This is a genomic window from Marinobacterium jannaschii DSM 6295 (assembly GCF_000620085.1).
In the GTDB taxonomy this organism is placed as follows: domain Bacteria; phylum Pseudomonadota; class Gammaproteobacteria; order Pseudomonadales; family Balneatricaceae; genus Pontibacterium; species Pontibacterium jannaschii.
In genome coordinates, this window is record NZ_KK211066.1 from 231,072 (window position 1) to 251,923 (window position 20,852).

General features: G+C 57.8%; 18 protein-coding genes. 8 read left to right on the forward strand and 10 right to left on the reverse strand.

Going from position 1 to position 20,852, the window contains the following annotated elements; all coding sequences use genetic code 11:
• Positions 1 to 11: 11 nt before the first annotated feature.
• From ftsA to Q354_RS0120255, 3 genes are all read right to left on the reverse strand, one after another.
• A complete protein-coding gene (gene ftsA, locus Q354_RS0120245; protein WP_036230857.1) occupies positions 12 to 1,274 on the reverse strand; it encodes a cell division protein FtsA in 1,263 nt (420 codons plus the stop codon).
• Positions 1,275 to 1,914: 640 nt separating this feature from the next.
• Positions 1,915 to 3,378, reverse strand: a complete 1,464-nt coding sequence (rmuC, locus tag Q354_RS0120250) for a DNA recombination protein RmuC (protein WP_027859199.1) — start codon at positions 3,376 to 3,378, stop codon at positions 1,915 to 1,917.
• 8 nt (positions 3,379 to 3,386) lie between these two features.
• Positions 3,387 to 3,749 (reverse strand): hypothetical protein, encoded by a 363-nt coding sequence (locus Q354_RS0120255; RefSeq protein WP_245601102.1) that lies wholly within the window; start codon positions 3,747 to 3,749, stop codon positions 3,387 to 3,389.
• A 134-nt stretch (positions 3,750 to 3,883) separates the two neighbouring features.
• Here Q354_RS0120255 and Q354_RS0120260 point away from each other — a divergent pair, with 134 nt between their 5' ends.
• The 7 genes from Q354_RS0120260 (at position 3,884) to Q354_RS0120290 (ending at position 9,617) form a co-directional block, all read left to right on the forward strand.
• Positions 3,884 to 4,939 (forward strand): potassium channel protein, encoded by a 1,056-nt coding sequence (locus tag Q354_RS0120260; protein ID WP_027859201.1) that lies wholly within the window; start codon positions 3,884 to 3,886, stop codon positions 4,937 to 4,939.
• 40 nt (positions 4,940 to 4,979) lie between these two features.
• Positions 4,980 to 5,390 carry a DUF350 domain-containing protein gene (locus Q354_RS0120265; RefSeq protein ID WP_027859202.1) on the forward strand — a complete coding sequence of 137 codons (411 nt, stop codon included), beginning with the start codon at positions 4,980 to 4,982 and terminating at the stop codon, positions 5,388 to 5,390.
• Between the two features lie 14 nt (positions 5,391 to 5,404).
• Positions 5,405 to 6,001, forward strand: coding sequence for a DUF1190 domain-containing protein (locus Q354_RS0120270; protein ID WP_027859203.1), 597 nt, complete (start codon positions 5,405 to 5,407; stop codon positions 5,999 to 6,001).
• Positions 6,001 to 7,164: a glutathionylspermidine synthase family protein gene (locus Q354_RS0120275; protein ID WP_027859204.1), complete on the forward strand. Its 1,164-nt coding sequence runs from the start codon at positions 6,001 to 6,003 to the stop codon at positions 7,162 to 7,164. The genes Q354_RS0120270 and Q354_RS0120275 overlap by 1 nt, the downstream gene beginning before the upstream one ends.
• Positions 7,165 to 7,236: 72 nt before the next feature.
• The gene (locus Q354_RS0120280; RefSeq protein ID WP_027859205.1) at positions 7,237 to 7,878 is read left to right on the forward strand and encodes an O-methyltransferase; all 642 of its coding nucleotides are present in this window, start codon (positions 7,237 to 7,239) and stop codon (positions 7,876 to 7,878) included.
• Positions 7,878 to 8,291 carry a hypothetical protein gene (locus tag Q354_RS0120285; RefSeq protein WP_027859206.1) on the forward strand — a complete coding sequence of 138 codons (414 nt, stop codon included), beginning with the start codon at positions 7,878 to 7,880 and terminating at the stop codon, positions 8,289 to 8,291. The genes Q354_RS0120280 and Q354_RS0120285 overlap by 1 nt, the downstream gene beginning before the upstream one ends.
• A 267-nt stretch (positions 8,292 to 8,558) precedes the next feature.
• The gene (locus Q354_RS0120290; RefSeq protein ID WP_027859207.1) at positions 8,559 to 9,617 is read left to right on the forward strand and encodes a lipid A deacylase LpxR family protein; all 1,059 of its coding nucleotides are present in this window, start codon (positions 8,559 to 8,561) and stop codon (positions 9,615 to 9,617) included.
• 60 nt (positions 9,618 to 9,677) lie between these two features.
• On the opposite strand, the gene Q354_RS0120295 is transcribed toward Q354_RS0120290, so the two are convergent.
• Together Q354_RS0120295 and Q354_RS0120300 are read right to left on the reverse strand one after the other, a co-directional pair.
• Positions 9,678 to 10,334, reverse strand: a complete 657-nt coding sequence (locus Q354_RS0120295; RefSeq protein WP_027859208.1) for an SDR family oxidoreductase — start codon at positions 10,332 to 10,334, stop codon at positions 9,678 to 9,680.
• 15 nt (positions 10,335 to 10,349) lie between these two features.
• Positions 10,350 to 11,054, reverse strand: a complete 705-nt coding sequence (locus tag Q354_RS0120300) for a pseudouridine synthase (protein ID WP_027859209.1) — start codon at positions 11,052 to 11,054, stop codon at positions 10,350 to 10,352.
• A gap of 153 nt (positions 11,055 to 11,207) precedes the next feature.
• Between Q354_RS0120300 and ggt the strand changes: the two genes are divergently transcribed.
• Positions 11,208 to 12,953, forward strand: coding sequence for a gamma-glutamyltransferase (ggt, locus tag Q354_RS0120305; protein WP_027859210.1), 1,746 nt, complete (start codon positions 11,208 to 11,210; stop codon positions 12,951 to 12,953).
• Positions 12,954 to 13,008: 55 nt separating this feature from the next.
• Here ggt and Q354_RS0120310 read toward each other — a convergent pair whose 3' ends face one another.
• The 5 genes from Q354_RS0120310 to Q354_RS0120330 all read right to left on the reverse strand — a co-directional run bounded on the left by Q354_RS0120310 (position 13,009) and on the right by Q354_RS0120330 (position 20,694).
• The gene (locus Q354_RS0120310; protein WP_027859211.1) at positions 13,009 to 14,388 is read right to left on the reverse strand and encodes an ABC transporter ATP-binding protein; all 1,380 of its coding nucleotides are present in this window, start codon (positions 14,386 to 14,388) and stop codon (positions 13,009 to 13,011) included.
• Positions 14,385 to 15,179 carry an ABC transporter permease gene (locus tag Q354_RS0120315; RefSeq protein WP_036230869.1) on the reverse strand — a complete coding sequence of 265 codons (795 nt, stop codon included), beginning with the start codon at positions 15,177 to 15,179 and terminating at the stop codon, positions 14,385 to 14,387. Before Q354_RS0120315 ends, Q354_RS0120310 begins: the two co-directional genes overlap by 4 nt.
• Positions 15,176 to 16,111: an ABC transporter permease gene (locus Q354_RS0120320; RefSeq protein WP_027859213.1), complete on the reverse strand. Its 936-nt coding sequence runs from the start codon at positions 16,109 to 16,111 to the stop codon at positions 15,176 to 15,178. Before Q354_RS0120320 ends, Q354_RS0120315 begins: the two co-directional genes overlap by 4 nt.
• Positions 16,111 to 17,643: an ABC transporter substrate-binding protein gene (locus Q354_RS0120325; protein ID WP_027859214.1), complete on the reverse strand. Its 1,533-nt coding sequence runs from the start codon at positions 17,641 to 17,643 to the stop codon at positions 16,111 to 16,113. Before Q354_RS0120325 ends, Q354_RS0120320 begins: the two co-directional genes overlap by 1 nt.
• Before the next feature lie 147 nt (positions 17,644 to 17,790).
• Complete coding sequence (locus tag Q354_RS0120330; RefSeq protein ID WP_211252300.1) at positions 17,791 to 20,694, reverse strand: AMP-binding protein; 2,904 nt, start codon at positions 20,692 to 20,694, stop codon at positions 17,791 to 17,793.
• Positions 20,695 to 20,852 lie beyond the last annotated feature (158 nt).

Below are 20,852 nucleotides of genomic sequence, written 5' to 3' on the forward strand. Positions count from 1 at the left end.
TCGCGCTCTAATTAAAAGTTTCCCTGCAGCCAGCTTTTCATCCGGCCTAATACATTCAGCTGCGGCGCAGTCTGAATTTCCTGCCTCAGCTCCGGCTCCGGTTCTATGCCGGTTGCTCGGGACTGAGGCCTTTCAATATGTTCGGCCGCATAACGCAGCAGGCCGATACCCGTGGCGTAGATCGAACTGGACAGTACATCTTCCATGCCCCTGACCCCCTTGGGCACTGCCAGCCTGACCGGCATATGGAAGATCTCCTCCGCTAATACCACGGTTCCTTCCATTCGCGCGGTACCGCCGGTCAGTACCACACCGGCCGCAATCAGGTCTTCAAATCCGCTACGCCGCAACTCTGCCCGGACAAGCTGAAACAGCTCGTCATAACGTGGCTCGACCACTTCGGCCAGCGCAGACCGTGACAACTCCCGCGGTGCCCGTTCACCAACCCCCGGCACCATAATCTTCTCGTCGCCCGCCAGCTGTCCCAGCGCGCAGGCGTATTTGATCTTAATCTGCTCGGCGTGCTGGGTCGGTGTACGCAGCGCCATCGCAATATCATTGGTCACCTGATCTCCGGCGACCGGCAGTACCGCGGTGTGGCGGATAGCCCCTTCGGTATAAATCGCTATATCGGTGGTTCCGGCACCGATATCCACCACACACACACCCAGCTCTTTCTCATCGTCTGTCAGTACCGAGTAACCGGAAGCGAGTTGTTCCAGTACCACATTGTCGGTATCCAGACCGCAGCGACCAATACACTTCTCGATGTTCTGTGCGGCGTTGCAGGAAGCGGTCACCATATGCACCTTCGCTTCAAGCCTCACCCCGGACATTCCCAGCGGCTCTTTGATACCTTCCTGGTTATCGATAATGTATTCCTGCGGCAATATATGCAGGATCTTCTGGTCGGCCGATATCGCCACCGCCCTGGCGGCATCGATCACCCTGTCCAGGTCTGACTCGCCGACTTCACGGTTTTTTACCGCCACGATGCCGTGGGAGTTCATACTGCTTATATGGCTACCGGCGATCCCGACCGTGACAGAATGTACCTTACAACCGGCCATCCGCTCCGCTTCTTCAACCGCGCGCTGTATCGCTGCAACCGTTGATTCGATGTTGACCACCACACCGCGCTTCATGCCACGGGAAGGCTGTTTGCCAACACCGACAATCTCAAGAGAACCATCCGGGCAAAGCTCTGCGATCAGGCAAACCACTTTTGAGGTGCCTATATCAAGAGCAACGACCATTTCCGAATTTATTCCCATTGAAATCTCACGACTGTTTATTTTATAGACTGATACAAATGTATGCCACCGGTTAAGAAAGTAAAGCGATAAAGCTGGACCATTTTTCACTTCTTTCCGGTTTGCGCTGCAACAAAAAAAGGCTGCGGCGCTCAATTCTCACTAAGGTTATCGGCTGATTCTTTCCAGCTTTAGAATATTTTTCCATTGAATTTCAACACCCTAGCATTCAGACGCTTTCCCAAAAAGGCATCTTTGAAAATAAACCCTGTTGCATCAAGCAGTTAAAAATCGCTGAAAAATCAATATTTAATATTGACGATTTTTAAAACTTTCAAAATCCAATTTTGATTTTTCACCATAATTTCAATATTAAGTTTTGATTTTTCGCGATGAAATCAATATTTAATATTGATTTTTCACGCAGATATCAATATCGATTTTTGATTTTTACACTACTCAAATCTATCAGAATTAAGGGCGGGTTAGCGTCCTATAGAAGGAGGCGAGCGCGTGAGCAAGATTCATACAGGTGGCGGGACGAGGCGGCTGTATAGCCGCTCAGAGCCGCGAAATCGCGGGTTAGATCAGCGTGAGCAGAGGAATGCCTGCATAAGCTGCAATGCTATACAGGCCTGACAACAGGATTAACCGGAGGAAATTACTCCAGCAGATCGGTTTCCCGGGAAAGCTCGGTCAGCGTTGAGGGGAGTTTCTTCTTACTATCAGCGCCCAGGTTATTAAGTTGGATCGCCTGACTCACCAGATTGCCCCGGCCGCTGGCAAGGCGCTTGTAGGCAGTGCTATAGGCCTCCTGGCCGCGATCAAGGTGCTTACCCACCTCCTCAAGCGCAGCAACAAAACCAACAAACTTATCATGTAGTTCGCCACCACGGCGGGCGATCTCCTGGGCGTTACGGCTCTGGTACTCATAGCGCCAGATATTATGAATGGTGCGCAGGGCGATCAGCAGGGTCGACGGGCTGACCAGGATAATGTTGCGTTCAAAGGCAAAGCGAAACAGGTTCTGGTCTTTTTCCATCGCCAGCAGGAAAGCCCCCTCCACTGGCACGAACATCAGCACAAAGTCGAGCGAGCGCACCCCTTCCAGTGACTGGTAGGCCTTCTCGCTCAGCCCTTTAATATGTCCCTGCAGGGACTGGATATGGGCACGCAGGTGCTGCGCTTTCTGCTGTGCGTCCTCAGAAGTACAGTATTGCTCGTAAGCCACTAACGAGACCTTCGAGTCGACAATGACATCTTTTTCATCCGGCAGGCGGACAATCGCATCCGGGCGATAACGCTTATTATCGTTTTGCAGCGATACTTCGAGTTCAAACTCATGCCCCTTACGCAGGCCGGATTCTTCCAGCACCCGTTCCAGCACCATCTCTCCCCAGTTACCCTGGGTCTTGGTTTCGCCTTTAAGGGCATTGGTCAGATTGATCGCGTCCTGACTCATCTGCTGGTTTAGCTGTTTCAGGTGATTAATCTGCTCCGACAGGGCCTGGCGGTCCCGGGTTTCCTTGTCGTAGACATCATCCACCCGACGCTTGAACTCTCCCAGCTGGGTTTTCAGCGGGTCAAGCAGCTGGCCCATATTTTCCTGATTGGCCTGGGTAAAGCGGGCGGCTTTCTCTTCCAGAATCTGATTCGCCAGGTTCTGGAATTCGGTTTTCAGCTGCTGGCGCGCTTCATTCAGGGTATCCAGTTTTTCCTGGTGATTGCGCCTCTCTGCATTCAGCAGGGTTTCCAGCTCTGCCGCCTGACGACTGCGGTCGGCCAGCTGCTGTTGCAGTTCCTGCTGCTCGGCTTCCAGTTCGGCAGTACGGTCTTCATAGCGTTCCAGCTGCATGACCCGCTCTTCATAGCGGGCATGGCGGATCTGCAGTGTCTGCAGGGATTGCTCCTGCTGCTGCAACTGCAAGCCGAGCTGCTGCAGCTGGGCCTTTTCCGCCGTCAGATCCGCCTCCAGCTGTTCGACTCTCTGAGCCTGCAGCCGGTTAAGCTGATCAGAATCAGCCAGTGCCCGGCTGATTCGCTGGCGAGCACGCCATTGCAACACATTGAATACCAGTGCCAGTAATGCAACGGCGATCACTACGCCGGACAGCTCTTCAGTCATCGTGTCGCTTACCAGTAGTAGTAGAGCGCAACGGCAGAGAATGCCACCAGGGGCGTCATCACGAACAGGCTTTTGAGTTCACCCAGCACACGCTGGATCAGCAATACATGAATCGCCGGGAAGGTAATGAACATACAGCCCAGCGGGATATACCAGTCCAGATTCAGCACACCGTAGGCCATAGCCGCAATCAGCACCAGCGCAGCAAAGTTACCCATCATGATGACGCTGACCTGGCCATTTGGCTTCTTCACGAAGTCAGGCTTGTTCTCCTCCGGCAATTTATTGATCGCCCCGGCGCTCAGCGCCGCTGACATGGCAACAAAGCCGGTAAACAGAAAAACATATAGGGCTTGCATATCCAGATTCACAATCGCTCTCTCCGCAATCTTTGATTGAGGGCGCATTGTAAGGGATTCATTACAGCAACGCATCGTCGATTAAGGCTTCCTATACAGTCGCCGGCTTATTATGATGCCAGCTGCATGAAAGGAGTCTGTCTCAGGTGCTAGTAATAAAACTGCTTCGAAAACTCGTCTACCGCCACTTCAAACAGATGAACTGGCAGGCCGTGCTGATCTCACTGTGTATCTATACCGCACTGTGCTGGCTGTTACTGAGTCAGGCGGGTGAATCAGCACTGACCGGCAGCGACTTCTTCTACTGGCTGCTGGTCACCGCATCCACAGTCGGCTATGGCGACCTCTCCCCCACCACCCCGGCGGGCAAGGCCATAGTGGCATTCTTTGTTATCCCCTTCGGACTCAGCCTGTTCGCGCTGACCGCCGGTAAGGTCGCCGCCTTTGGCGCATATCAATGGAGAAAGGGCATCATGGGTTATAAAGACCATAACCTGCAGGATCATATTCTAATTATTGGCTGGGACCCGGAACGGACTCCCAACCTGCTGCAAATGCTACGGCTGGAAGCCTCCAATAATCGCAACCGTTCCATCTGTCTCTGCGTCACCGATGAGATGGAAAACCCGATGCCGGGCGATATCGATTTTGTCCGCTGCAGCGCCTATAACAATGAAGATGATCTCAATCGCGCCTGTATCGCCACCACATCCAGCATCATTATCGATACTTCGCAGGATGATCAGACCCTGACGGCGGCCCTGTATACTTACGGCAAGGTTAAGGACAGAGACGACATACATGTGATCGCTTTCCTGCGGGATGAATCTCTGCGCCAGTTGCTGAAAGAGCACTGCCCGACGATCGAATGTACGCCATCGGTGTCGGCGGAGATCATGGTAAAAGCCGCGATGGACCCGGGCTCCAGTGTATTGCACCGCGAACTGCTGATGGCCGAAGAGGGCATGACCCAGTATTCCACGGTCTATCCCGAAGGTTTGCCGGAGATCAGCGTACGCGACCTCTATATTCCGCTGAAAGAGCATTATGATGCGATGCTGATCGCGGTCGACCTGGATATGGATGGCAAGCCCGAGGTGAACCCGACGCTGGACAAGCGCGTACGGGCGGGAAGCACCCTCTATTACATCGCCGCGCGGCGGATACATCACTTTGACTGGGCGCAGCTTGCGTCCCGCTAGCCCCAATTAATCTAAACAACTTACACCCGAGGAGATCCGCATGGATGCCCTGCAAGACCTGATGATCGGCCTGACCAGCTTCGTACTCTATTTCGGCCTGTCACTGGCAGCCCTGCTGCTGTTCAAAGTCGCTTATGCCGCCATTACCCCCTACGACGACTGGCAGCTGGTTAAGGAGAAGAATACCGCCGCAGCCTGTGCCCTGGGTGGCGCCATTATCGGCTTCTCTATCGCACTGGGTAGTGCCGCCAGTAACTCAGTATCGCTGATCGACTTCGCCGTCTGGGCCCTGGTGGCGCTGATTGCCCAGGTGATCGCATATTTTGTGGTGCGCCTGTTTATGCCGCTGATCAGCCAGCGTATTAAGGATGACGAAGTACCGGCCGGTATCGTACTGGGCGCCACATCCATTGCCATTGGTGTGCTCAATGCAGCATCCATGAGCTACTGATCAGGAGGCTCTGGATGAAACGTTCAGGAAATATCGATCTGCAGAAGATGCGCAAGGCCCCTGCCGGGGTCAGCAATGGCGTCAAATTCAGTGCCGTAATCGCCGGCAGCTGGTTACTGACGGGCTGTGACTCACAGGATGGATTTATCTATCGCGATGCACAGGAATGTACGCTGGATAATCCGACCCAGCCGATCCAGTGCGAGTCCGCCTACCGCAGAGCGCTGTCCGACTGGAACCGCGAAGCACCGCGCTACAGTCGCATGCAGGATTGTGAGTACGATTTTGGCTACGGTGACTGTCGCAACTATCAGAACCACTTCATCCCGCTGCTGGCGGGTTTTATGCTGGGCGAGGCTGTAGGTCAGGATGCCGAATACGATATCGACTTCGATCGCCCGCGCGGTCTGACCCGCTCCCGTAGCCATCGATCCCCGGCTTACCTGAAATGGGTCGGTGCAAGTGGTGATCTCTACGGTGACTACGGCAAACGCAAAGTCAGTGTTAGCAGCAAAGCGTTTAAGCCTACCAAAGGCAGTAGCAAGGTACTGGGACGTGGCGGTTTCGGCAAGACCGTTTCCAGCCGTGCATCCTCCTCCTGGGGTGGCTGATGCTGCGTATCCCCTTTGCTGAGCGTCCGGACTGGAAGCAGACTGCCGAGCAGTTCGGCTTCCACTTCCATACCCTGTATGGCGAAGCCTACTGGGATGAATCCGCCTACTACCAGTTCACGCTCGAACAGATAGAGCAGGATATCGAAGCTCCCACCGCCGAGATCCACCAGATGTGCCTCGAAGTGGTGGACAAGGTGGTCAGGGACCCGCAACTGATGGAGCAATTCTGTATCCCGGAAACTTTCTGGGATCAGATCGCCCGCAGCTGGTATGAGCGCGAACCCAGCCTCTACAGCCGGATCGACCTGGCCTATGATGGCAGTGGTCCGGCCAAGCTATACGAAAACAATGCCGACACACCCACCAGCCTGTACGAAACCGGCTTCTGGCAGTGGCTATGGCTGGAGCAGCAGGTAGACCGTGGCCATATCGACCGCCGCGCCGACCAGTTCAACAGCCTGCAGGAACAGCTGATCCGGCGTTTTGAGCAGCTCAGGCTACGCCAACCCGGCCATACCCTGCACTTTGCCAGCTGTAAAGATACGGTGGAAGACCGGGGTACGGTGCAGTACCTGCAGGACTGTGCCGAACAGGCAGGCATCAGCTGCGACTTCGTCTATGTCGAGGATATCGGCATCAACGATCGCCAGCGCTTTGTCGACCTGAGCGCCCGGCCGATCAGCTGGCTGTTTAAGCTCTATCCCTGGGAGTTTATGCAGCGCGAAGACTATGGTGTGCATATTAGCCAGAGCCATACCCGCTTTATAGAACCGATCTGGAAAACCGTGCTCTCTAACAAGTGCCTGCTGCCGCTGTTGTGGCAACTGTTTCCCAATCACCCGAACCTGCTACCCGCTTACTTCGACGGCGATCCGCGTATCAGTGAGCTGAACCACTATGTGCGCAAGCCAATCTACTCCCGCGAGGGCGCCAATGTCGCCATCTACAGGGATGGCGAGCTGGTACAGCAGGCCGAAGGCCCCTATGGTCAGGAGGGCTATATCGTCCAGGGCTTCCATCCACTGCCGCGCTTCGGTGACAACCACACCCTGATCGGCTCCTGGCTGGTTAACGATCAGCCGGCGGGAATATCGGTACGCGAAGATCGCAACGCCATTACCCAGGACCTGTCGCGCTTCCTGCCGCATATCATTCTTTAGGGAAACTGCCCCTTAGCAACGCAAAGTGCTATGATTGCGCGCTATTTTTTAACAGACAGTTTTACAATCACGATGGCCGAATTTCTCGTCAACGAAGCGGTAGAAGATTACGCTTTCGTCAACACGACCGCAGAACCTGAGCTGCTTCAGGAACTGATCGATGAAACCAACAAGAACATGGGCTGGCCGCAGAAGCTGTCAGGCCGCCTGGTTGGACGCACCCTGAAGATGCTGACCGCCCTGCACCAGCCAAAGAACGTGCTGGAGATCGGTATGTTCACCGGTTACTCCGCCCTCTCGATGGCGGAAGGGATGCCGGAAGATGGCAAGATCATCTGCTGCGAAACCAACCCGCGCGCCATCGAATTCGCCAAGACCTTCTATGAGCGCAGCCCGCACGGCCACAAAATCGAAGTCATCTTCGGCCCGGCAATCGAAACCATCGAAACGCTGGATATGGAGCTCGACTTCACTTTCATCGATGCCGACAAGCGCAACTACCTCAATTACTACGAGAAAGTGCTGGAGATGACCCGTCCCGGCGGACTGATCGTACTGGATAACGTGCTCTGGTCCGGCAAAGTGCTGCAGCCTGAGTCGGAGATTGACGATGTGCTGGTGGAGATGAACCGCCGCATCGCGGCCGATCCCAATGTCGAGAACATGTTCCTGACCGTACGTGACGGCATGAACGTGGTACGGAAGCTGCGCTGATGTATTTCCTGCTGCAACCCGAACAGAACAGCTACCAGCGTTTCGACAACGAAGCGGCTCTGCTGAAAGCGGAACTGTCCGACAACGACCTGCGCATTTTCAAGGCCGGTGACCTGCTGGAACGCTATGTCGCCACCGATGACGACAACCCGGAAATGGCACTGCTGTGCCAGCTCCGCGACCTCTATATCGATGACCTCGACGCCGTCTTCAGTGCCGCCGAAGTCACCGGTCTGATGGCATGGCTACTGCGGGATAAGGGTATCGACTTCCGCGGCGAATCCCTCGAAGATACTGCGGACCGCCTCGGTGATCTGGATATCGAAGCCGACAGTGACCAGTACACCGACCTGATCTTTCACCTGAAAGACGCCGTCGAGCGGATCTACGACCTGCAGCTGGACGACGACTGACAGCACCGGCGACTGGCTCAGGCCGGTCGCCAGCATGAACCTCTTCGAATCAGCGCTTTGCAACAGAGCCCTGCAACCGCACCCGGGTAATCACGGCCCGCCAGCCGTCCAGCTCACAAACCAGTTAGCAATAGCGAAAATCCCAGGCTTTTTCGCACTTTCCCTATCTATACTGAATCGATCTAAGGTATGACTGAACTGTCATAGCATTTTGCACTCCAACAGAATCACGCCATCACCGGACGGACCAGAGAGCTACACGATTTTATGCGATTTAGCCGATCACTGACCCTTGCCACCTCGTTACTGGCCGGAGCTGCCAGCGCTGCCGACAGCAATGCACTGCCCTGGACATTTAACCTCTACGTCGAGAACGATCTCTTCGCAGAGACCGACCAGAACTATACCAGTGGCGTACGTATGAGCTGGGTATCCCCCAACGTAGAGGATTACCTGACCGATCCGATCCTGCCCAACTGGATGCAGGATGTGAACAAGCTGCTACCCCTGTTTGACCCCGAACCAACCTCAAAATATGGCGACCGGGTTCAGCGCAATATGGTGATCGGCTTCGGCCAGCAGATCTATACCCCGGAAGATATCGACCGCCGTACCGTCGATCCCAACGACCGCCCCTACGCCGGCTGGCTCTACGGTAACGTCGCCTATCACAGCCGCACCAAGGATAAACTGAATTCGGTCGAGCTGAACCTCGGTATCGTCGGCCCGGCAGCACTGGGTGAAACCACCCAGGACTTTATCCATGACCTGCGCGGCTTCGAAAAATTCAACGGCTGGGATAACCAGCTGGAAAACGAACTCGGCGTACAGCTGGTGTATGAGCATAAAAACCGCATTATCAAGGGCTATACCAGCGATATCTTTGGCTATGACGTCATCGTCCACAGCGGGGCCAGCATCGGTAACGTTGCCACCTACCTTAACGCCGGGGGCGAGATCCGCTTCGGCTGGCGCCTGCCCCAGGACTTTGGTACCGCCGCCCTGCGTCCCGGAGGCGACAATGCCGCGCCGGGCCGCACCGACGACCGCTTCCATTTGAGAAAGCGTGCCCGGGCAATGGGTTTACACGCTTTTATCTCCAGTGATGCGCGCTTCGTTGTCCAGGATATCTTCCTCGACGGCAACACCTTCGAAGACAGCCACTCCATCGATAAGGAATATCTGGTCGGCGAAATCTCCATCGGCGTCGCCGCCATCTACGAAGGCTGGAAAGTCTCCTTCGCCCGCGTCCATCGCAGCAAGGAGTTTAAGAACCAGCGCGAAGGCCACAACTTCGGCTCGATCTCCATCTCCTACACCTATTGACGGACGCAGCCCCTCTGACGAACGCCTCCGGTCACCTCTGACTTGGGATCGTGGGCGTCTTCAGACGGCGGCCAACGCCTCCGCCAGCTCTGTCTCGCCCTTAAACAACTCGATGGTCTTGCCATTCAGGGCTTCGTTGCCCAGGCTCAGCAAGACTGCGTCGGCGACGTCGCGGCGGGAGATGATCTGCTCGGCCGGATCAACCGGTCTTACTGTCGTCACCCTGCCGCAGGCGGGTTCATCCAGCAGTCTTCCCGGTTGCAGGATGACGTACTCGAGGCCGCTCTCAACCAGATGCTTGTCGGCAAAGTGCTTCGCCACCAGATAGGGTTTGATCCGTTCCGGGCCGTTATCCGGGTTATTCGCGCCCCGGGAGCTGACCATCACAAACTGGCGAATCCCCGCATCCCTGGCACAATCGATCGCCCGGCAGGCACCCCAGAGGTCCACCAACAGGGTCTTGTCGAAGCCGGTTGAGGCTCCGGAACCGGCGCTAAACACCACCTGATCAACCCCTTCAAACAGCGCGCTGATATCCTGTTCCAGGTCACCGGTGACCAGTTCGATCCCCTGCAGTGAGCCGCCAAAGCTGTCACCTTCACTAAAGCGCGCAGGTTCACGCACCTGGGCCCGCACTTCGCAGCCGCTGTCGCGCAGGCTCGCCACTACCATCTGACCGATCTGGCCACCTGCACCCAATACCAGTGTCTTGCTCATCGTTTCCAATCCTTTTTAGTCCAGCTGGGATAGCCCGGCAAAACAGGCCACCTCTGTCTCAGTCAAATAGCGCCACTCGCCTTCGGCAATATCCAGGCGGATTTCCCCCACCTGCTCCCTGTGCAGTGACACCACCCGGTTGCCCACCGCGGCAAACATTCGCTTCACCTGGTGATAACGCCCCTCGGTAATGCTCAGCAGCACCTCCCGCTCAGTTACCTGCTGCAATGTTGCCGGCAGGGTGGGCTTCTCCTCCCCCTGCAACCAGAGGCCTTCGGCAAAGCGGCTTGCCACACCGTCCGCCAGCGGATCGCGCAGGCCCACCCGATACACCTTGGTGGCGTGCATCTTCGGCGAGATAATATTGAATGACCAGCGGCCATCGTCGGTGACCAGCACCAGCCCGGTGGTATCTGCATCCAGCCGTCCGGCGATATGCAGCTCTTCTACCCGCTCAATATCCAGGCCGTTCAGCACCGAGGGATAGTGCCCGTCGCTGTTGGAGCAGACGGTGCCTGCGGTTTTATGCAGCATCAGGTAGCGCGAAGGTCGCGGTGTCAGCGACTCGCCATTGAGGCTGATCAGGTTACTCTCATGCACCTGTTGCCGGGCTTCGGTCACCATTTCGCCGTTTACCACCACCTCACCCGCTTCGATGGCGCGAGTCGCCTGGTCACGGTTCAGCTCGGTACTTTTACAGATAAATCGGTCAAGGCGCATAGGTTAATATCATTCACTAAAGCGGGCCGGCTATTATCACCGCTGATCCGGCGACTGCAACAGCAAACAAAGCGTTGCGGGAATTGCCCCGGCCGATCCGCTATCCTGTATCGAACGGGTTCACCTAAGTCATCTCATCAAGAAGGGATATCCATGATGCTGAAGAGATCCACCCTGCTGATCAGCTCAGCCCTGCTCTCGCTGCACCTGCATGCTGCCCAGACCGCCGATGCCGTCGCCCCTGAAGCCGCCAGCGGTTTTGCCAGCAAAACCAGCGTCAGCGCCGACAATTTTATGGTGGCCGCCGCCCACCCACTGGCGGTACAGGCCGGTTACGATGCCCTGAACAAAGGTGGCAGCGCCATCGATGCGATGGTCGCCGTGCAGGCGATGCTCGGCCTGGTCGAGCCACAATCCTCTGGCCTGGGTGGCGGTGCCTTCCTGGTCTACTACGATGCGGCCAGTCAGCAGGTCACTACTTTCGATGGCCGCGAGACCGCGCCGATGGCGGCCACGCCAGAGCTGTTTCAGGATGAAAGCGGTAATCCGCTGCAGTTTTTCGATGCCGTGGTGGGTGGCCGATCCGTCGGCACGCCGGGCACGGTCAAGCTGATGGCCGAGCTGCACGCCCGCTATGGCAAGCAGCCCTGGGCCGGGCTGCTACTGCCTGCCCAGGCCACCGCTCAGGCAGGCTTTGCAGTATCGCCCCGTCTGGCCGGCGCCATCGCCAACGATAAAGATCGCCTCAGCCGCTATCCCGATACCCGCAACTACTTCTTCACCCCGGAAGGCGAGCCGCTCAGTGAAGGCACGCTGCTGAAAAATCCTGAATACGCCAAGACCCTGGCAACGCTGGCCCGCGAGGGTGCTGCGGCTTTCTATGAGGGACAGATCGGTCGCGATATCGTCAACAAGGTACGCAGCGTCAAAGACAATCCCGGCCTGCTCAGCCGTCAGGATCTCGCCAACTACCGCATCAAAGAACGCAGCGCCACCTGTGCCCCCTACCGCCAGTTTGATATCTGCGGCATGGGACCGCCCAGCTCAGGTGCGCTCACCGTCGGCCAGATTCTGGGGATCGCCAGCCACTTTGACCTGAAGGCACTGGGACCCGATAGCGCCGAGGCCTGGCAGGTGATCGGCGATGCCTCCCGCCTCGCCTTTGCCGACCGTGGCCGCTATATGGCCGACACTGACTATGTACCGATGCCACAAGGCCTGCTCGACCCGGATTATCTGGCCGAACGCGCCCGGCTGATCACCCAGGGCAAGGCGCTGCAAAAGGTCAGCGCTGGCGAGCCACACTGGGAACAGGCTGTGGACCAGGCGGATGACCAGTCGATCGAGTTGCCCTCTACCAGCCATCTGGTGATTGTCGATAAGGCGGGCAATATCGTCTCCATGACCACCACCATCGAGAACGGCTTTGGCTCCCGGGTGATGAGCAACGGCTTCCTGCTCAATAACGAGATGACCGACTTCTCCTTTGCCAGCCACAAGAACGGCTATCCGATCGCCAACCGGCTGGAGCCCGGCAAGCGTCCGCGCTCCTCCATGTCACCGACCATCGTAATGAAGGACGGCCAGCCCTATATGGCAATCGGCTCACCGGGCGGCTCGCGCATTATCGGCTACGTCGCCTCGGCGCTGATCGCCCATATCGACTGGGATCTGCCGATCCAGCAGGCGATCGACCTGCCGCATCTCAATAACCGCTTTGGCCCTTATGACCTGGAGAAAGGCACCGCTGCCGAGCGCTTCAAGGCACCGTTGGAAGCGATGGGCTACAAGGTTAATGTAAAGGATCTCAACTCCGGCCTGCATGCGATCCACTTCAAAGATGGCAAGCTGATCGGCGCCGCCGACCCACGCCGTGAAGGGATGGCACGGGGCAATTAAGCGTTAGTCCACGATGCCCTGCGGGCCGGGCCAAACCCTGCCCGCAGGGCCATTTTCAGAGCCGGATCACCCGGTCACAGCGCTTCTCGATCAGCGCCGGATCATGGCTCACCAGCATTACCCCACAGCCCTGCTCCCGCGCTACCTCCACCAGCAACTGACTGACCTCCCGGGTGGTGATCGGATCGAGTCGTGAGGTCGGCTCATCGGCAAACAGGAACACCGGATCCAGCAACAGCGCCCTTAACAAACAAAATCGCTGCAACTCGCCGCCGGACACCTGGCTGGCAGTGCGATCCAGCAGCTCATGCCCCAACCCCAGACGCTGCATCAAGGGCGCAATCCGTGCACTGTCGACATGATGCAGCTTCACCAGATCCATCAGCAGGGTGCGCAGCGGCACCGCGTGACTGACCGCCGCAGTCGGGTCCTGATAGAGCTTCTGCCAGCGATGCTTCGGCACCTCAACCAACTGCTCCACCACACCCGCCACAGGCGCGGCCAGTCCCAGCAAGGTGTCGCCCAGAGTGCTCTTACCGCAGCCACTATCGCCGACCACACCCACCACCTCTCCGGCATGGACGCTAAAGTTGAGATCGGAGACCAGAGCCTTGCCGCCACGCCCGATCGCCAGCCCGTCCGCCTGCACCAGAGTCCGCCCCTGCTCAATCTCCGGACCAGAGCGGCCAGGCCATTTCACCGGATCGGCGGCGATCAGCGAGCGGGTATAGGGATGCTGCGGCGCTTCCAGCACCACACCCGCATCGCCCTGCTCCACCAGCTCACCCTCTTTCATCACCATAATCCGCCCGCCGATCTGGCGTGCCACGGCCACATCGTGGGTAATGGTAACCAGCGCCCCTTTCGCCGACTGGTTCAGCAACTGCAGCACCACATGATCGCGACGCGACACATCCAGTCCCTTGGTCGGCTCGTCCGCCAACAGTACCGGCGCGCCGCCCGCCATGGCACAGGCGATAGCCACCCGTTGCGCCATGCCACCGGAAAGCTGATCGACCCGCTTATCCAGGCTGGCAGACAGGCCATGGCTGGCCAGCACTTCAGCGGCGCTATCCGCCGCCTGAGCTCGCTTCTGTCCTGCCACCAGGCGGTAGGTCTCCGCCAGCTGGTTGGCGGCACTCATCAGGGGTGACAGGGCGTTCCAGGGCTCCTGAGGCAACATGCTCAGCTGCCGGCCCCATAAGGCCCGACGCGACTTGAGGCAGGACGGCTTGCCGAACAGCTCAATCTCGCCGGAGCTACGCAGGGAATCGGGCAGGTTACCCATAATCGCCTGGGCCAGCAGGCTCTTGCCCGAGCCGGTCTGCCCCAGGATCGTCAGCCGCTCCCCGGCCGTCAGTTTCAGGCTAAGCGGCTGCAGCAGCTGAACCTCACCGGCATAAACCGCCAGATCGATGGTATTAATCAGGTTCATCGCGTCGCTCCTTTACCACTCAGATGACAGGCCAGTACCAACACGGCCAGCAACACCAGAGGCTGAGCCAGCAACCAGGGGGCTTCGCCGTAGTATGGGAACAGCTCGACAATCATCTGCCCCAGCTCGGCCAACGGCGGCTGGATGCCGACATGGACAAAGCCCAGCGAGGCCATCATCAGTACCGCATTCGCCGCGCCAAAAGCCGCCAGGGTGAACAGCTGCGGCGCAATCGCCGGCCAGTAATGACGCCGGAACAGATACCACTGGCCAAATCCCATCAGGCCGGAGGACTGTACCGCAGGCGATGCCGCCATACGCTGCACAATGGCGCGGGTGACGCGGAAGTACTCGATCCACTGGATCAGGGCGATCGCCACATAGATGATCAGGAAGGAACCCGGCGCGATGGCAGCAAAAATCAGCACCAGCACCAACCCCGGCAGCGCCAGGATCAGCGTGACAATCGAATCCAGCACCCGGTCCAGCCAGGGGGCACGGGTCGCGGCCAGCACTCCCAGGGTGACGCCGATCAGCGCCGACGTAGCCACGCAAAGCACGGCCATTGCCAACGACAGTTGCAGCGCATCGGCCAGACGCAACCACATATTGCGGCCGAAATGATCGGTGCCAAGCCAGAACTGGCCATCCGGCGCCAGCAGGATATGGCTCAGGTCCTGGCTGTTGCCATCGCCGGCCTGTAACAAAGCAGCACCGGTGGCATAAGCCACCAGCAGCAACAGCAGGCCCAGACCGGTTTTCTGCGCCAGACTCAGTTTCAAAGCGTTCATTTCAGGCTACCTCCACGCGGATCAAGCCAGTAACAGACGATATCCACCAGGGTATTCATCACCACAAAGAGGATCCCCATGGCCAGGGCCGCGCCCTGGATCACCGGAATATCCCGGGCAAAGATCGCATGGGCCAGGCCATGACCGACCCCGGGCCAGGAAAACAGCGACTCGATCATCACCACCCCTTCCACCAGGGTGATCAGCTGGATGCCGAAGAAGGCCACCACCGGCACCGCGATGTTACGGATGCCGTGACGGCGAAAAGCCTGCCAGTTACTCAGCCCCTTGGTGCGGGCAAACTCATAAAATGAGCTGCTAAACACCTTTTGCGCTTCGGTATGTACCACCCGCGCCGACACCGCGGCCAGACTCAGGCCCAGCGTCAGTGCCGGCAATACCAGATGGGCACTGCTGCCAAAACCGGCCACCGGCAGCCATTGCAGCTCCAGGGCAAAGACAATGATCGCCAGCAGGCCAATGACAAACACCGGCACCGCGCGCAGGGTGGTGGAGAGGGTCAGCAGGATACGGTCCAGCCAACCGCCCCACCAGGCACTCGCCAACCCCAGCGGCACAGCGATCAGTAGCGAAAGCACCACACCGGCCAGTGCCAGGTGTACGGAATGGCTCAGCATATGCCACAGCTCATCTGCCACCGGACCGCCGCTCACCAGCGAGGTACCCAGGTTTAGGCTCAGCAGGTCGCCGAACCATTGCCAGTAGGCGCTCCAGGCGCCTTGATCCAGCCCCAGTTCTGCCCGCACCAGGTCAGCAGAGGCGGAATCCACCGCATCCATGCCATAACGGCCAGAGGCGATGCGGTAAGCCATATCGCCCGGCAGCGCACGCATCAAAAGAAAAGTCAGGGTACTGACGCCCCAGGCGACCGCCAGTAACTGAAACAGACGTCTAATCAGCAGCGTTAGCATCAGTTGTTCCAGGTGATCTCATTCAGGTGATAGCTACGCTCATAAGGGTCAAAGCGGAATCCTTCGACATTCCTATGAACCGCTGTGTGCTGCACGTAGTAAGCGATCGCGATCAACGGCTTATCTTCGTAGATTGCCTTAGCCACCTGCTGTGCCTTCTGACGGAACTTTGCCTGATCGTTCTCCTGCACCAGCTGGTTCAGGGTCGCCTGGATCTCCGGGTTGGACCAGTTCATGCTGCCCCAGTCACCACCGTGGCTGTTGCCGAAATCCTTGATCAGCACACCCAACGGATCGGCGATGGTGCCGTAGTTACGGGCGATCAAGGCCACTTCCAGCGAGCCGTCCTTATGGCCGGAAGGGATCGCACTGGAGCTGGTGACGTTAACATTCAGTTTTACGCCCAGGCGCTTCCACTGATCCTGCAATGCAGTGGCCACGGTGACCAGCTCAGGGCGGTCGGCATAGGTGATCAGCGTCAGCTCAAACGGCTTGCCGTCACGCTCCAGCCAGCCATTGCCATTCTGCTGCCAGCCCTGGGCGGTCAGCAGTGACTTGGCCTTGGCCAGATCCTGGTCGACAGAGCTCTCAGCCAGGTGCCAGTCAGACATGTACGGCGGCAGCAGCTGGGCGCTGGCGGATTCGCTGCTACGCAGTACAGCAGTGGCGATCCCCTTACGGTTAATCGCCAGACTCAGGGCCTCGCGACTCGCCTTGCTGGACAACAAAGGATGACCCAGATTGAGCTTCACCGACAAGGCACGCGGCAGATCGCTACGCAAAATACTCAGGTGTGGAAGGCGCTTCAGCGCCGGAACAGAGGCGGCATCCAGGCCGAAAACAATATCTCCCTCGCCACTGCGCGCCTGTAACACGCGGGTTTCAGCACGGTGACCGGTCAGGTAACTGGCGTACTCGATCGATGCCTTCTGCCCCCAGTACTGGTCGAAGCGCTCGACCACCAGCTTATGCGGCATCGCTATTTCATAGGCGGAAAAAGGTCCGGAGCCGATCACCGATACCACAGTCCCCTCTTTATCAAAGGCAGCAGGCGCCAGAATGGCCGTCGAGTAATTGGCCAGGATAGCGCCCAGCGGGCTGTACGGGGAGTCCAGGCTGACCTTGATGCGCTGTGCATCCAGCGCCTCAATGGCGCTGATCGGTGCGCCCTGCATCAGGCTTGGCTTACCACGGGCGATGTTGAGGCTATTGACCACGGCAGCGGCATCCAGTGCACTGCCATCGTGAAACTGTACGTCGGACTGCAGGGTGAAGATCCAGGCCTTACCGTCCGCTTCGACCTGCCAGCTGCTGGCCAGCCCCGGTGTCAGGTTGCCCTTCTCATCGACATTAACCAGGGTCTCCAGCACCTGCATACGCTGAAACACATAACCGCGTCGCGTAGGGTCCAGGCTGGCAAACTCAAACTGGCCCTTAACGGCGAGGGTGTTGCCCGGGGTGGGCGCTGCCAGGGCGGCAGCGGAAAACAGCAGCGCACTGGAAACGCCAAGAGTGGTGATCGCCTTCAACATCTGTCGAAATCCTTAGATCGTTGGAAAGAAGGCATAAATGCTATGTTATAACAAACCTATTGAGAACTATTATTATCTAAAGTCCAATTGATATTCCTTCATCTCAAGACGCAACTAATTGATATAGAGTGCTTATTTGCAGGTTATTTACAGCACACCCATTGCCTGCGCCAGATTAGGTTCGCCGCAACGTTGCAGTATCTCGGCACGGGCGCGATCGCGCAGCGCTACCGCACTATTCCAGTCGCTGCCGGATGGAGCCAGCGGGGCAGCGATTTCAATCTCGATATCACCGCGCCGGAGCAACCAGCTGCCATCACGCAGCTTATTCCGTGTACCGCGCAGCGTAACCGGTACCACCGGCAGCTGTGACTCAGCCGCTGCGACGAATGCGCCCAGGTAGAAATCCCTTAAGCCGGGGCTGCGTGAGAAAGTGCCTTCCGGGAAAAAAAACAGTGAACGCCCCATCATCGCTGCGGTGGCGATACGACGGGCATCGGAAACGCCACGCTGGGAGTCGAAACGCTCGACAAATTCCGTTTCCAGATGGCGCAGAAAAATACGGCTGAACCGGCTTTGTTGCAGCTCGGTCTTCGCAACAAAGGTACATTCCTGCGGCAGACCCGCGATCAGGGCGATTACATCAAGATAACTGGTGTGATTTGAGACCAGAATGCAGCGCTGTTGCATCGACAGATGATCCAGGCCCTGAACCTTAAGACCTGTCCCAGTCAGTTTTAAGAACCGTCGACAGGCATTGCGTACCCTTGTCCAGTTGAAGCGGGTGTTTGAGCTGACGGCGACCATTGGCCACAGAAAAGCCGTTTCCAGAAAAAACACCCCCCAGCTCCAACCGCCATAGAGCAGGTCGGTGAGCTGGCCGATTTTTCGGCGTAACCGGGGCCGTAATGAGGTCAGTGCCAGGCGCGCGAGTTGCCAGTGCAGCTGGTAGCGGCCCTGGCCGATCTTTCCCTGCTCATAAAGTGTGCGCGCGGCAGAGCGGCGGATCTTACCGCTGGAGGTTTTCGGCACGGAATGAGGTGGGGCCACTACAACCTTGTCCGGCGCTGTACCCAGAATGTCCATAGCGAGGTTGTTTATCTCGTTGATTATCCGGGTCTGCTGTTCTGCCCGGGCGAGCTTGTCTTTATCCAGTGCAGGAGAGCGACGTACTTCCGCCAACACGATCAGCTGTTCGCTGTGGGTATGTCTGTCCTGGCTGGCAAATACCGCGACACAGCCTTTCCTGACCCCCGACACATCTGCGATAGCGGCTTCCAGCTCATGAGGATACAAGTTACGCCCGGCCCGGATAATCAGGTCCTTCTTGCGCCCGGTAATGTAGATATCGCCGCCTGCCAGATAGCCGCGATCGCCCGTGTTCAACCAGTCGTCCTGGAACAGCTCTGCCGTTTTATCCGCTGCATCAAAGTAGCCGCAGGTCGCTGAAGGCCCTTTGAATTGCAGGTTGCCTTCGTGGCGCTCGGGCAGTTCACGCTGCTGCTCGTCAACCACCCGTATTTGATGTCCGGGTAATGGTTGGCCTGAGGCGATAAATTCAAGCACATCAGTATCGTCATCCCCGGCAGGTTTCGCATGGCAATCTCGCTCCATTGCAGGGCGTTGTACGCGATCAATCAAAGGCAGACGCCCGCCGGGAGGGAATGCCAGTCCGACCGAGCACTCGGCAAGCCCATATACAGGCGACATTGATTCGGCGCAGAAACCGCAAGGTGCAAAGCGTTCGGTAAACCGTCGGAGAGTGCCCGGGTTGAGTGGTTCGGCCCCGTTAAAGGCAAAGCGCCATGCACTCAGGTCCAGCGTTGCCAGATCTTCGTCACTGATTTTGTGGAGGCAGAGCTCATAGGCAAAATTTGGCCCACCCGAGAGAGTGCCGTGATAGCGATCAATAGTTCGCAGCCACTTGAGCGGATGCGCCAGAAAGCTCAGCGGCGACATCACCACCAGTGGACAGGCAAAATACAGGCTCGAGAGCCAGGCGCCGATCAGTCCCATATCATGGTAGAGCGGCAACCAGCTGACGAAGACATCATCGGGGGTCGCCTGCACGGTGTGACCCATGGCGCGAATGTTTGCCAGCAGATTGGCATGACTGAGAATAACCCCCTTAGGGTCACCGGTACTGCCAGAGGTGTATTGCAGGAAGGCCGTATCCTGTGGCCCTGCGGTGCTCTCTATAGGGTGCGCTTCGGTAGCGCGTAACTCATCGACGGTTACTTGATGCTTCAGTCCGGGGACCAGGGCATACAGCAGCCGCGAGACGGTTTCAGCCTGCGGCACGGAGATCAGCATCTTTGCCCGGGCATTATTGAGAATACCGGCGTGACGGCGAAGGTGTTCTTCAACCTGTGCCGGGCGAGCGGGTGGATAGATCGGCACCGGGATGCCATTGGCCAGCAGCACGGCAAAGAAACAGTAGAAATAGTCGGCGCTGGTTGGCAGCATCAGCGCCACCTGCTGTCCGGGTTCCAGTCCACGTGCTAACAGGCCACAAGCGAGTGCCTGGGCATTCTCCTGCAACGCGCGATAGCTGATGCTTTTCTCCTCGCTATCCCGGTCTCCACAAACAACGATATGGCTGCGGTCTGGATGTGCCTGTGCCTGTGCCTGCCAGGCCAACACGCCTTGCAGCGTTTGTATGTGGGAGGGGGTGGCCTGGGCGTCTCCGGCTGCCTTAATAACCGTTTGCTCGGCAGTGGAGGTTGAGGCCGGTACGGGCAGAGTGCCACTGGCCGCACGTAACACTTCGCGCAGAAGATCACGCGGCGTTTCTATAAGCGACAATATCTGGTCAGACAACGTGACCTTGAATGCCTGCTCGGCACGGGACAGCAACTCCGCTTTGGCCAGGCTGTCCAATCCAAGGTCCCGGTCCAGCGAGGAGTCCAGCTCCACGTTGATGGACTGATTCTTATGCAGGTCGGATGTGAGCAGCTGTGTAATATCCAGCAACTGTCGAGCGCTTTGCACAGATTCCAGTGACGCCGCGGACTCGTTACCAGAATTGGGAGGACTGGGTTGAGTCGTCACTTTAAACCTCCTGACAGGATGGCCTGAATAAAGTGTAGCAGTCAACGTCGCCTGGAGACGTTTGTGACAGTGCCCGCCCTTCGGGGCCTTCAGCATGCCTGGCGCATCGGGCCATCCGACCTCTGTATTCACGTCCGTACAAAAAACGGCAGGCCATT

Excerpts from the sequence above, each read along its gene's own strand:
- ftsA (WP_036230857.1), bottom strand. The coding sequence starts at position 1,274 with ATGGGAATAAATTCGGAAATGGTCGTTGCTCTTGATATAGGCACCTCA.
- Q354_RS0120300 (WP_027859209.1), bottom strand. The coding sequence starts at position 11,054 with ATGCGCCTTGACCGATTTATCTGTAAAAGTACCGAGCTGAACCGTGAC.
- Q354_RS0120275 (WP_027859204.1), top strand. The coding sequence starts at position 6,001 with ATGCTGCGTATCCCCTTTGCTGAGCGTCCGGACTGGAAGCAGACTGCC.
- Q354_RS0120265 (WP_027859202.1), top strand. The coding sequence starts at position 4,980 with ATGGATGCCCTGCAAGACCTGATGATCGGCCTGACCAGCTTCGTACTC.
- Q354_RS0120295 (WP_027859208.1), bottom strand. The coding sequence starts at position 10,334 with ATGAGCAAGACACTGGTATTGGGTGCAGGTGGCCAGATCGGTCAGATG.
- Q354_RS0120310 (WP_027859211.1), bottom strand. The coding sequence starts at position 14,388 with ATGAACCTGATTAATACCATCGATCTGGCGGTTTATGCCGGTGAGGTT.
- Q354_RS0120320 (WP_027859213.1), bottom strand. The coding sequence starts at position 16,111 with ATGCTAACGCTGCTGATTAGACGTCTGTTTCAGTTACTGGCGGTCGCC.
- Q354_RS0120325 (WP_027859214.1), bottom strand. The coding sequence starts at position 17,643 with ATGTTGAAGGCGATCACCACTCTTGGCGTTTCCAGTGCGCTGCTGTTT.
- Q354_RS0120285 (WP_027859206.1), top strand. The coding sequence starts at position 7,878 with ATGTATTTCCTGCTGCAACCCGAACAGAACAGCTACCAGCGTTTCGAC.
- Q354_RS0120280 (WP_027859205.1), top strand. The coding sequence starts at position 7,237 with ATGGCCGAATTTCTCGTCAACGAAGCGGTAGAAGATTACGCTTTCGTC.
- Q354_RS0120270 (WP_027859203.1), top strand. The coding sequence starts at position 5,405 with ATGAAACGTTCAGGAAATATCGATCTGCAGAAGATGCGCAAGGCCCCT.
- rmuC (WP_027859199.1), bottom strand. The coding sequence starts at position 3,378 with ATGACTGAAGAGCTGTCCGGCGTAGTGATCGCCGTTGCATTACTGGCA.
- Q354_RS0120290 (WP_027859207.1), top strand. The coding sequence starts at position 8,559 with ATGCGATTTAGCCGATCACTGACCCTTGCCACCTCGTTACTGGCCGGA.
- ggt (WP_027859210.1), top strand. The coding sequence starts at position 11,208 with ATGATGCTGAAGAGATCCACCCTGCTGATCAGCTCAGCCCTGCTCTCG.
- Q354_RS0120315 (WP_036230869.1), bottom strand. The coding sequence starts at position 15,179 with ATGAACGCTTTGAAACTGAGTCTGGCGCAGAAAACCGGTCTGGGCCTG.